The following is a 12,716-nucleotide window of genomic DNA, read 5'->3' as shown; positions in this document are numbered from 1 at the left end:
GATTTGCGTTATAACACGGTATTTTTGGCGGATTCTATCACCTTTTAGCGCGCAGGTCCGGATAAAAGGGCCATCAATTACAGGAAACATGAATTTTTCGAGGAAGCCAACCGTCAAGAAAAAACAATCCCGCAGTCTGTTTTATCGTATTTCAGCCTGGTTACACCTGTGGCTGGGTCTGATCACCGGCATTGTGATGATCATTGTATGCGTGACAGCCTGCATCTGGGTGTTCCATGACGAAATCACCCGCCTGCTGGAACCTGAAACTGTAATTGCCCATCAGGATAAACCTGTTATCACTCCCTCGCAGGTAAGAGAAATTGGCGCACAAAAGTATCCAAAGCTTAAACCAGGTTATGTTACCTATCAACAGGGAAATGCGATCTACCTGAGCCTGGGAGAAGGTAGAAAAGGCAATACGGTACTACGTGTAAATCCGTACAGTGGGGAAGTGATCAGTGTAAAAGAGCATAAAGCAGGAGAGACCGATTTTTTCCGCTTTATCCTGAATGGTCACCGCTTCCTGTGGATGCCATATGAAATAGGCAGACCGATCGTCAATTACAGCACCCTGATATTCGTTATTATCCTGATCAGTGGTATGATACTGTGGTGGCCGCAGAAATGGACCAAAAAAGCACGTGAGCAAAGCTTTAAAATAAAGTGGGACGCCTCTTTCAAAAGGGTGAACTATGACCTGCACAATGTACTGGGGTTCTATTCCCTGATCGTATTACTGGCAATCGCGCTGACCGGTATGGTGTATGGTATCAAGTGGTACAGCAATGGCTTGTACTGGGTGACTTCCGGCGGACAAACACTTGAAGAATTTAAAAGACCACAGTCCGACTCAACGCAGCTGGGTAAAATGTATACACCTGAGCAGGCAATGGACCTGGCATGGGGGAAAGTACTGGCTAAACACCCGGATGCAGAAGGCTTCTACTATTCTTTTGCAGATACTTCCAAACCAAAGTCCGCCATCAGTATCACGATCTATCCTACAGCAGGTAAATTCTATAACAACAGAAGTTATGCATTCGATCAGCATACATTAAAAGAGCTGGCTGGTAGTAAAGTATACGATATCAGTTTTGCAGAAGCCGGCTTCGGTTCAAAATTGCGTAAAGCGAACTACGATATTCACGTGGGCTCCATACTCGGATTACCCGGTAAGATCCTGGCTTTCTTTGGCGCACTGATAGGGGCCAGTCTGCCGGTAACAGGTTTCCTGGTATGGTGGGGTAAGAAGAAGAAAACAAAGAAAAGTGTGGCTACGAAAAAAGCGCCGGTAGCAAGCGTACCTCAGGCAGTTTAAATAAACACCTTGTCATAAGAAAGGACCGTCCGCTGTATGGTGGACGGTCCTTCGTTTTTTTATGGCTTTTGTGGCAAGTCTCCCAAAAAATCATATATTCATTTATCGATATTAACAATCAAGACTCACTACAATGCCTCAGCGCTTGTAGCACATAAAACGCGTTCTATGAAAAGACACATTAACAAGGTGGCTGTTTTAGGTTCAGGAGTAATGGGTTCAAGAATAGCAGCCCATTTCGCTGGCGTAGGAGTACAGGTTTTGTTACTGGATATTGCCCCCAAAGAGTTAACTGATACAGAAAAAGCTAAAGGACTGTCGCTTGACAGCAAAGCGGTCAGGAACCGCATCGTAAACGACGCATTGCAGTCTGCCCTGAAGGCAAACCCTTCCCCGGTATACAACAAGGACGTAGTAAAGCTGATCCGTACAGGCAATTTTACGGACGATATGAAGGAGATTGCCAACTATGACTGGATCATTGAGGTCGTTGTTGAAAACCTGGACGTCAAAAAGTCTGTTTTCACCGAAGTGGAAAAGTACCGTAAACCAGGAACACTCATCACTTCCAATACTTCAGGTATTCCGATTCACCTGATGGCGGAAGGCCGCAGCGATGATTTTAAGCAACATTTCTGTGGTACCCACTTCTTCAACCCTCCGCGCTATCTGCGCTTACTGGAAATCATTCCAACACCGCATACAGACCCGGAAATTGTGGATTTCCTGATGCATTACGGAGATCTCTATCTGGGGAAGACAACCGTACTCTGTAAGGATACCCCTGCATTCATTGCGAACAGGGTAGGGGTGTATTCCATCATGGCGATCTTCCATATCATGCAGGAAATGCAGCTGAATATAGATGATATAGATGCGCTGACCGGACCGGTGATCGGCAGACCAAAATCTGCTACTTTCCGTACAGCCGATGTCGTAGGGATCGATACACTGGTGAGAGTGGCAAAAGGTGTGGCAGAGAATTGTCCGCAGGATGAAGCAAAGGATATCTTCGTGATACCGCCGTTCCTGCAAAAAGTAGTGGAAAATAAATGGTTGGGCGATAAGACCGGCCAGGGTTTCTATAAAAAGACCAAAGGAGAAGGCGGTAAGGAAATACTGACGCTCAACCTGGAAACGATGGAATATGGTCCCCGTCAGAAGTCTAAATTCGCCAGCATTGAAGCGGCTAAACAGGTGGAAGACCTGAAGCTGCGTCTGCGCGGATTATTCACGGCGGGCGATAAAGCAGGTCAGTTCTACCAGCAGTTCCATGCATACCTGTTCTCTTATATTTCTCACCGTATCCCTGAGATCGCGGATGATATCTACAAAGTGGACGATGCTATGAAAGCTGGTTTCGGATGGGAGATCGGTGCCTTTGAATCATGGGATGTGCTGGGTGTGGAAAATGGTATCAAAGCCATCGAAGCGAAAGGATTAAACGTAGCGCCATGGGTGAAGGAAATGCTGGAAAAAGGCATTAAGAGCTTCTATAAAATAGAAGGCGGCAAGCGCTATTACTACGACGTAAAATCACATGTTTATAAACTGCTGCCTGGTGCAGATACATTCGTTATCCTGGAAAATCTTTCGGGTAATGTAGTGTGGAAAAACAGTGCATGCACCCTGTATGATATCGGAGACGGTGTTGTAACGATCGACTGGAAAACTAAAATGAACACCATCGGCGGAGAAGTGCTGGAAGGTGTGAATAAAGCGATCGACAGAGCAGAAAAAGATTTCCGTGGATTGATCATCGGGAATGAAGGCGCGAACTTTTCGGCTGGTGCGAATGTGGGCATGATCTTCATGTACGCGGCAGAGCAGGAGTATGATGAGCTGGATATGGCCGTACGTATGTTCCAGAAAACAACCATGCGTCTGCGTTATTCTTCTATTCCGGTGATTGTAGCGCCGCATGCGCTGACCCTGGGTGGAGGTTGTGAAATGTGTCTGCATGCCGATAAGGTACAGGCAGCGGCGGAGTCATATATCGGACTGGTGGAACTGGGTGTAGGCCTGATCCCTGGTGGCGGCGGTACCAAAGAAATGGCCCTGCGCGCCAGTGATGAATTCAAAGAAGGCCGTATTGAAGAGGAGCCGCTGAAAGATCGTTTTATGGCGATTGCCATGGCGAAAGTGAGCACCTCCGCACATGAGGCCTTCGACCTGGGCGTGCTGCGTAAAGGACATGATGAGATCACACTCAACCAGAGCCGCCTGATCGCAGATGCAAAACGTAGCGTAATACAACTGGCAGATGAAGGGTATACCCGTCCGGTGGAAAGAAAGGATGTAAAAGTCCTGGGCCGCGCCGCACTGGGGATGCTGCTGACCGGTATTCACAGTATGCGCTTTGCCAATTACATATCAGAACATGATGCGAAAATAGCCGGTAAACTGGCGTATGTGATGAGCGGGGGCGATCTTTCAGAAGCCTCACTGGTGAGCGAGCAATATTTGCTGGACCTGGAGCGGGAAGCATTCCTTAGCCTGGCCGGTGAGCGTAAAACCCTGGAAAGATTACAGAGTGTGATCAAAACAGGCAAACCAATCAGAAATTAAATCACCTGATGTCAACTATTCTATCCCTTAACAACATTTCAAAGCGGTACGGAATCGTACAGGCACTGGATGGTGTATCATTTGATATTCCTGCCGGCAGCGTGTATGGTATACTCGGACCCAACGGCAGTGGTAAAACCACCATGCTGGGTATTGTGACCGATGTACTGAAAGCGGATGCCGGTTCTTTTACGCTGATGGGGCAGACACCTTCTGCCGCCCAGCGCAGGAAGATCGGAACGCTCCTGGAAACGCCTAACTTCTATCACTATCTGTCAGCGTATAAGAACCTGCAGATAGTCGCTAATATTAAACAGACAAGCGAACAGGATATTCCCCGGGTGCTGGAACTGGCCGGATTGGTGGCCAGACAGCACTCGGCCTTTAAAACCTATTCTCTCGGTATGAAACAGCGGCTGGCTATCGCAGCAGCAATGCTGGGCGATCCGGAGGTCCTGATACTGGATGAACCAGCCAATGGACTGGACCCGGTAGGGATTGCCGAAGTCAGGAACCTGATCAGGAAGCTGGCACAATCAGGTAAGACCATTATTATGGCCAGTCACCTGCTGGATGAAGTGGAAAAAGTTTGTACACATGTGGCGATCCTGCGCAAAGGAAAGTTGCTGGGTTCAGGTCCGGTGAATGCCGTCCTGTCCAGGGATAATTTTATCGAGATCGGCGGTCCTGATAACCAGGCACTGGCACAGCTCATAAAACAGCATCCGGCCTTTGTACAGGTATTACCTGCACAGGATGGCATTTTGCAGGTCACTTTCCGGGAAACGATCGATCCGGCAAGTCTGAACAGCTGGTGCGCACAACAGGGCGTCTGGCTGAATCATCTCCAGATGAGCAGAAAGAGCCTGGAAACGGCCTTCCTGGAATTAACCAACAACTAATCCTCTTTGTACTGAAGCTTATGCTGCAAATCATTAAAATAGAATGGCTTAAGGTAAAGAATTACCGCACCTTCTGGGTGTTTATCGGCCTGGGACTACTGGCGATGCTGGCCCCGAATTTTATTATCCACGACATATTTGTCAAAAATATCCCTAAAGAAGCCCAGCAATTGCTGGGACAGTCTATGTATGATTTCCCGCTGGTATGGCAGACCGTTGCCAGCGTAAACTCTTATACTTCCGGTATTTTCAGTCTGCTGGTCATCACCCTGGTCAGCAATGAGTTCAATTACAAAACCCACCGGCAGAATGTGATTGACGGATGGGAGCGGAGGGACTTTGTGCTCTCCAAACTGTTCTGGGTAGTGGCGCTGGCATTACTGGCGTTCCTGACTTCCCTGGTCGCCGTGTTGATTTTCGGCGGTGTGTATGGTAAAGCTCCTTTCAGCATGGAAGGTTCCAGATTCCTGGGTTATTACTTTTTGCAGGTGCTGGTATCATTATGTCTGGCACTACTGGTCGGCATGCTGGTAAAACGTACCGGACTGGCTATCATTTTGTTCCTGGGGTATATCATGTTTATTGAACAGATACTTGTTTCCATTGTAAAGCGCTTTTTCGGCAATATCGGGGGATTATTCCCGCTGCAGGCCGGAGATGAATTGCTTCCCTTCCCGATTGTGGAGAAACTGGTGAAATTCTCCGGGCCCTATGACAGCGTGGTATACCTGACAGCGCTGATCGCCTATACAGCGCTTTTCATCTGGCTGGTGTTCCGGCGAATGCTACGTACTGATCTATAATATAGCATGTTAATTATATGTTATTTGTAAAAGTATATTGGGAAGGGGCGTAATCTTTCCCATATCTTTTACGTTGATAAGCTGTTACGCACATTATTACATGATCGTGCGCTATGGACTATCAGGTAAGTGTATTAAATTTGTTCCGAAAAGAAAACTCAACAACACGTGAAGGGTAAAGCGCAGGAAAAGATTATTCTGGTAACAAACGATGATGGTGTGACCGCTCCGGGTATCCGGGCACTGATTGAAGCGGTAAGTCCGCTGGGAAGAGTGGTAGTGGTAGCGCCGGATAGTCCGCAGTCAGGAAAGGGACACGCGATTACGATTGGTGTGCCGCTCCGTCTGGACCAGGTAGATATCTTCGATGGTATAGAAGCATGGCAATGTTCCGGTACGCCGGTAGATTGTGTGAAGCTGGCCCGTGACAAGATCCTGCACCGTTTGCCGGATATCTGTGTAAGCGGTATCAATCATGGTGCGAACCATTCCATTAATGTGATCTATTCCGGTACAATGTCGGCTGCAATGGAAGCGGCGATCGAGGGCGTACCTTCAGTAGGGTTCTCTTATCTGGATTACAGTTTTGACGCTGACTTCTCTTTATGTAAGGAAGTGGCCCATTCAGTAGCAAAGCAAATGCTGGAAACAGAGCTGCCGGAGGGCACCCTGTTCAACGTGAATATCCCTGTTGTTAAAAAAGAAGACTATAAAGGATTAAGAATATGTCGTCAGGCAGATGCGAAATGGGTAGAAGCGTTTGACGAGCGCCGTGATCCCCGTGGTAAAAAATACTACTGGCTCACCGGTGAATTCACCAACCGCGATAACGGAGAAGATACTGACGTATATGCCCTCGCAAATAACTACGCTTCGCTTGTCCCTGTGCAGTTCGACCTGACAGATTATAAGATGAAAAAGAAGCTGGAAAACGACTGGAAACTCTGATGTGTATCATGCACATGATCAAAACCTACTATGTTAAAACGAGATAATCTCCCATTAGGCATTGTGCTGGGTATATTTACACCGGTACTGGCCTTCTTCCTGTACTACCTGTTGGTATTCATGCCGAAGCATGATGTATCCCTGTCTGAATTTATGAAGCTTGTTCTTGAAAACCGTCAGACCTTACCAAAACTGATCAGTGTTTGCCTGTTGCTGAATGGAGTGATATTTTATTTCTATACCAGGGTCAGGAAAGACATTACTGCAAAAGGTATCTTCCTGGTGACGATGCTGTATGCGATTACCATCCTGTTACTGAAGATATTACACGGGTAATTACAGCAGGTTGTTTATATTTTTTAAAGCTGTTTCCAGATATGGAAGCGGCTTTTCTATTTAAAGAAATTACGAATTACGAATTACGAATTACGAATTACGAATTATTTTTTCTTTGTGACCTAAACAGGTTTAAGGGCTGGATCTTCACATGAGCTAATATTTCGGAATAATGGACTAATTAAAAATCAGGCTAACCAATTCCTAATTCGTAATTCCTAATTCCTAATTTATATTTGTCCTATGAAGTACTACATCATCGCCGGAGAAGCATCCGGTGATCTCCATGGAAGCAATCTGATCAAAGAATTGAAACAACAGGACACTGCAGCGGATATCCGTTGCTGGGGAGGCGATATGATGCAACAGGCGGGAGGAACGCTGGTGAAGCATTATAAAGACCTGGCTTTTATGGGGTTCATTGAAGTGGTGATGAATATCCGTACCGTATTACGCAATATGGAGTTCTGCAAAAAGGATATTCAGCAATACCAGCCGGATGTACTGGTACTGATCGACTATGCGGGTTTCAACCTGCGTATTGCGGAATGGGCGAAACCATTGGGATATAAGATCGTGTTTTATATTTCTCCGCAGGTATGGGCCTGGAAGGAGAGTCGCGTGAAAAAGATAAAACAGAGTGTGGATAAGATGCTCTGCATCCTGCCATTCGAGCAGGATTTCTATAAAAAATGGGATTATGAGGTGGAATATGTAGGCCATCCGTTGATACAGGTGATCAGAGAGGCAAAAGAAAAGCCGGCCGATGCTCCTTTGTCAGACAAGCCTGTTATTGCCATACTGCCTGGTAGCCGTAAGCAGGAGATAAGCGTTAAGCTGCCTATCATGCTGACCATGGCTAAACATTTCCCTAACTATCAGTTTATTGTTGCACAGGCGCCCAGTCTGGACGATGCATTTATACAGGGACTGATCGGCGCCCATCCGAATGTCTCTACTGTAAAAGGACAAACCTATACCTTGTTGCGTCAGGCTGAAGCAGCATTGGTGACTTCCGGTACAGCTACATTGGAGACTGCCTTGTTTGGCGTGCCGGAGGTAGTATGTTACAAGGGGAGTGCTATTTCCTACTTCTTTGCCAAGCGACTGATCAAGGTAAAATATATTGCACTGGTGAACCTCGTGATGGACAAACCTGTTGTAAAAGAACTGATCCAGCACGATCTGACAGAAGAGAATCTGCTGACAGAACTGACCTTATTGCTGAAGGATAAAGCCGCGCGCGATCGTATTAAGGCAGATTACACTGCACTGTGGACAAAACTGGGAGAAAAAGATGCGAGTCGCCGGGCAGCAGCAGTGAGTTATGCTGAAGCGAAGAATTAGGTCGTAAGCAGCACGAAACAGGCTATACCAGACCCGCTCAATGATGACGGGTAAACAGCTTTACCAGCATTATTATCAATGCGATCAGAAATACAATGATGGAGATACGGTTCATGCCGTGCATCATAGAGACATAGCGTCCCTGAGGCGCTGAAGGATCCTTTTTGCCTATGTACAGGTAACGCAGTATTTGTTGCCAGATGCTTTTCATAATACAAAGATAGTTTATATACACCTACAATAACCAACAGCGTGGACTATGAAGAATAAGTTACATTACACACTCCTCTTATGCCTGTGTATGCTGGCGCGGATGGCGCATGCGCAGACAACAGTAACGCTCTCTCTCAATGGAGAATGGGAGTTCGCAGATGCAGATGACAGCGTCTGGCGAAAAGCGACTGTACCGGGTACGGTGCACACCGACCTGCTGGCACATCACCTGATACCAGATCCATTTGTGGGCATGAATGAAAAAGCCGTGCAATGGGTGGATAAAAAGGACTGGATCTATCGTAAAAGTTTTGAAGTAGCTGCTGCATTGTTAGCACATGATGTGATCGGTCTCCAATTGCCGGAACTGGATACCTATGCGGATGTATATATCAATGATCACCTGGTATTGCAGAGTCATAACATGTTTGTCGGTCATGAAGTAAATGTGAAGCAGTGGCTGCATAGCGGGCAAAATCAGCTGCGCATTTTCTTTCATAGCCCTGTTCGTTATGATATGGAACGTTTCCTGAAAGACAGTCTGATATATCCGGCTGGAAATGATGCGAGTGATATTCCCCTAAGTGTCTATGCACGTAAGGCGCCTTATCACTATGGATGGGACTGGGGACCAAGACTGGTCACTTCCGGTATCAGTGGTGGAGCGTCGCTGACAGCATGGAATAAAACAAACATCAGCGATGTATGGCTGCAACAGCAAGGTCTGACAGATAAGGCAGCTACTGTGCGGGCGGCAATCACACTGGAAACCGTACAGGCGGGAAAATATACAATGCAGATAGAAAGTCCTGATAAGTTGTTTACAACTGTTACAGTTGAAAAAGGATTGAATGCCGGTCTGCAGACACTGGAACTGCCGTTCAGCATCCAACGCCCGAAACGCTGGTGGCCTAACGGATTGGGTGATCCCTTTCTGTATAAAGTGAAAGTAAGTATCCTGGATGGTAAACAGCTGATTGCTGCACGTATGCTGAACATCGGACTACGAACCGTAGAGGTGATCAATGCTCCGGATAGTCTGGGAGAGAGTTTTTATGTGAAAGTGAACGGACAGCCGGTATTCATGAAAGGCGCCAATTATATTCCGCAGGATAATTTCCGCCCGAGAATAACAGATGAGCGGTATCAGCAGCTGTTTAAGGATATGAAGGAGTCGCATTTTAATATGGTACGCGTATGGGGTGGTGGCGCTTATGAGAAGGACCTGTTTTATGAGCTGGCAGATCAGCAGGGGATACTGGTATGGCAGGACTTTATGTTTGCCTGTACGGTATATCCGTCAGATACCGCCTTCCTGGCGAATGTAAAAGAAGAACTACGTTATAATATTACCCGTTTGCGCAATCATGCGTCACTCGCATTGTGGTGTGGCAATAATGAGGTAGCTGTCGCTATTAAAAACTGGGGCTGGCAGAGTGGTTATGGCTATACCGACGCACAATGGAAGACCCTGCAACAGGGATACGACATACTGTTTAAATCATTGTTGCCCGAACAGGTTAAGACAATGGATCCGGGCAGGTTTTATTTTCATTCATCGCCGATCAGTAACTGGGGCAGCAAGCAGGATTTCACCAAAGGAGATAATCACTATTGGGGAGTATGGCATGGGATGGAATGGTTTGAAGCCTTCAATACACATGTGCCGCGTTTCATGAGTGAGTACGGATTCCAGTCATTCCCTGATATGCATACCATCCGTCGTTTTGCAGGTAAAAATGACCAGGATATTTATTCTCCGGTGATGTTGTCGCATCAGAAAAGCACCAACAGAGGAAATGCGGCTATTAACACTTACCTGCAGCATTACTATAAAACGCCAAAGGATTTTGCTTCGCTGATCTATGTGAACCAGGTGTTGCAGGCGGAGGGTATGCGGATCGCGATAGAAGCCCATCGCCGTGCGATGCCATACTGTATGGGTACATTATACTGGCAACTGAATGATTGCTGGCCCGGCCCATCCTGGTCAGGAATTGATTACTATGGAAGATGGAAATCCCTGCAATATTTTGTGAAGAAGGCATTTGCGCCGGTGATCGTTTCTCATGTAGAGGCACAAGATAAATTGCAGACATGGGTGGTGTCAGATGTACCACAGGAGCAGCCATTGACGCTGGAGATGCAGTTAATGGACCTGGAAGGAAAAGTACTATGGGAGAGATCAATAACTAATATTCAGCCGAAAGCGGCAAAGAGCCAGTTGCTGTATGAAGTGCCTGTCAGCGAATTACTGAAGGGCTTTGATGCGCAAAAGGTAATATTCTATTCGAAAGTGGTAAAGAAAGATGAGCTATTAACCCGGAATGTGTATTACTTTGCCAAAGCCAGCACCATGGAATTACCGGATCCCGGTATTCAGACGAGCGTTACGACAGGTGCTGATGGAACTATCGCCGTGAAGATCACTGCCGGGAAACTGGCGAGAAACGTTTACCTGCTGCTGGAGAACGATCCGAAATCACAGTTCAGTGATAATTATTTTGACCTGCTGCCTGGAGAAACAGCAACCGTGCGCGTAAACAGTGAACTGACCTTACAACAGGTAAAAGAACAGCTGAAAGTTATAAGTCTCAGAGATACATTTAAAAATTAATCATGCGAAAACTTTTTGTATTATTTAGCAGTGCATTACTGGCGTTTTCCACGGCCAATGCGCAGGACCATGGCCTTGGTCAACCCTATATCCCTGAAACGGATAAAGCCGTATTGCAGAAACTGGATGAATGGCAGGACTGGAAATTTGGTATGATCATCCATTGGGGTGCTTATTCCCAATGGGGTGTGGTGGAATCCTGGAGTATTTGTCCGGAAGATGAAGGATGGACACAGCGTAAACCCTATGGCATTCCTTACTATGATTATGTAAAGAAATACGAAGCATTGTCAACCACTTTTAATCCGACCAAATTTGACCCTTCCAAATGGGCAAAAGCAGCGAAAGGTGCAGGTATGGAATATGTGGTATTCACTACCAAACACCACGACGGTTTCTGTATGTGGGATACCAAACAGACCGACTATAGTATTGCTGGACCGAACAGTGCTTTCCGTAACGATCCGAGGAAGAACGTAGCGAAAGAAGTGTTCAGCGCATTCCAGAAAGAAGGTATTCACACCGGTGCTTATTTCTCCAAACCTGACTGGCACAGTGAGTACTACTGGTGGTCTTACTTCCCGCCGAAAGACAGACACGTGAACTATGATGTGAATAAGTACAAGGATCGCTGGAATAATTTCAGGGAATTTACCTACAAACAGATCGAGGAACTGATGACCACTATGGGTAAGATCGAGATCCTCTGGCTGGATGGCGGCTGGGTACGTGCACGCAAACAGGATAACAAAAAGGAGAACGACATTACGGCTGCTGAAATCGATACCAGACCAGGTAAGCAGAATGAAGATATCGACATGGCAGGCATCACCAAAATGGCGCGCAGCCATCAGCCGGGTCTGATCGTAGTAGACCGCGCGGTACATGGTCCGTTCGAGAACTACCGTACACCTGAGCAGCAGATCCCTGATAAACCACTGTCTTATCCATGGGAAACCTGTATGACAATGGCGAATTCCTGGTCATATGTACCGGACGATAAATACAAGTCTGTGAATAAACTCATTCACAACCTGGTGGATATAGTAGCAAAGGGTGGTAACTACCTGCTGAACGTAGGTCCTGGTCCTGATGGTCAGTTGCACGAAGAGGCTTACACCACAATGACCGCTATCGGTGAGTGGATGAAGATCAATGGCGATGCGATCTACGGTACACGTTCTGTGGCGCCTTACAAAGATGGTAAGGTATGTTTTACCCGTAAGAAGAATGGTAATATATATGCGATCTATATGCTGGAAGAAGGCGAAAAGCTGCCTGCACAGGTAGCCTTTAACGGACTGAAACCAGCGAAAGGCGCAAAAGTGACGGTATTGGGTGCAAAGGAGAAGATCTCCTGGAAAGCTACCGCTACCGGTACTCAGCTGACTATTCCTGCGGCTGTGCAGCAGAAAGCATGGAAACATGCAGTCGCTATACAGATCTCTGCTGTAGAGTAATAGAGAGAAAAAATTACATGTGCACAGAAAGCTGGAAAAGCTGTGAACAAAAAAAATGGCTGCCTTTGAACAGGCAGCCATTTTTTTTGTTGTCTTATGAAAGTATGTAATCTATGATAACCCAATCCGTTCAATTTCATGTTGATCCCACGTATATCGAAATAAGAAAAGTTTGACACGATAACTAATTATTAACTAAAA

Annotated in this window: 10 protein-coding genes; 9 read left to right on the top strand and 1 reads right to left on the bottom strand. The window is 46.5% G+C overall.

Annotated features, from left to right (window positions below; genetic code table 11):
• The first annotated feature begins 88 nt into the window (after positions 1-88).
• The 7 genes from BMZ72_RS21665 (at position 89) to lpxB (ending at position 8,225) form a co-directional block, all read left to right on the top strand.
• Positions 89-1,321 carry a PepSY-associated TM helix domain-containing protein gene (locus BMZ72_RS21665; RefSeq protein WP_089811802.1) on the top strand — a complete coding sequence of 411 codons (1,233 nt, stop codon included), beginning with the start codon at positions 89-91 and terminating at the stop codon, positions 1,319-1,321.
• Positions 1,322-1,489: 168 nt separating this feature from the next.
• A complete protein-coding gene (locus tag BMZ72_RS21660; protein WP_089811801.1) occupies positions 1,490-3,889 on the top strand; it encodes a 3-hydroxyacyl-CoA dehydrogenase/enoyl-CoA hydratase family protein in 2,400 nt (799 codons plus the stop codon).
• Positions 3,890-3,897: 8 nt separating this feature from the next.
• On the top strand, positions 3,898-4,791 hold the full coding sequence (locus BMZ72_RS21655; protein WP_089811800.1) for an ABC transporter ATP-binding protein: 894 nt from the start codon (positions 3,898-3,900) through the stop codon (positions 4,789-4,791).
• A 20-nt stretch (positions 4,792-4,811) separates the two neighbouring features.
• Entirely contained in the window at positions 4,812-5,594 is a 783-nt protein-coding gene (locus tag BMZ72_RS21650; RefSeq protein WP_089811799.1) for an ABC transporter permease, read from the top strand.
• Between the two features lie 168 nt (positions 5,595-5,762).
• Positions 5,763-6,542 (top strand): 5'/3'-nucleotidase SurE, encoded by a 780-nt coding sequence (gene surE / locus BMZ72_RS21645; protein ID WP_089811798.1) that lies wholly within the window; start codon positions 5,763-5,765, stop codon positions 6,540-6,542.
• Between the two features lie 30 nt (positions 6,543-6,572).
• Positions 6,573-6,878, top strand: coding sequence for a hypothetical protein (locus BMZ72_RS21640; RefSeq protein ID WP_089811797.1), 306 nt, complete (start codon positions 6,573-6,575; stop codon positions 6,876-6,878).
• A 243-nt stretch (positions 6,879-7,121) separates the two neighbouring features.
• Positions 7,122-8,225, top strand: a complete 1,104-nt coding sequence (gene lpxB, locus BMZ72_RS21635; protein ID WP_089811796.1) for a lipid-A-disaccharide synthase — start codon at positions 7,122-7,124, stop codon at positions 8,223-8,225.
• A gap of 37 nt (positions 8,226-8,262) precedes the next feature.
• On the opposite strand, the gene BMZ72_RS36620 is transcribed toward lpxB, so the two are convergent.
• Entirely contained in the window at positions 8,263-8,436 is a 174-nt protein-coding gene (locus BMZ72_RS36620) for a DUF6728 family protein (protein ID WP_012794620.1), read from the bottom strand.
• Positions 8,437-8,484: 48 nt separating this feature from the next.
• Here BMZ72_RS36620 and BMZ72_RS21630 point away from each other — a divergent pair, with 48 nt between their 5' ends.
• Both BMZ72_RS21630 and BMZ72_RS21625 read left to right on the top strand, forming a co-directional pair.
• Positions 8,485-11,055, top strand: a complete 2,571-nt coding sequence (locus BMZ72_RS21630; RefSeq protein ID WP_255373261.1) for a beta-mannosidase — start codon at positions 8,485-8,487, stop codon at positions 11,053-11,055.
• A 2-nt stretch (positions 11,056-11,057) separates the two neighbouring features.
• Complete coding sequence (locus BMZ72_RS21625; RefSeq protein ID WP_089811794.1) at positions 11,058-12,515, top strand: alpha-L-fucosidase; 1,458 nt, start codon at positions 11,058-11,060, stop codon at positions 12,513-12,515.
• Positions 12,516-12,716 lie beyond the last annotated feature (201 nt).

The organism is Chitinophaga sp. YR627 (assembly GCF_900114995.1).
GTDB lineage: Bacteria > Bacteroidota > Bacteroidia > Chitinophagales > Chitinophagaceae > Chitinophaga.
Note: the sequence above shows the minus strand (reverse complement) of the source record. Positions and strands in the feature narration are given on the sequence as shown.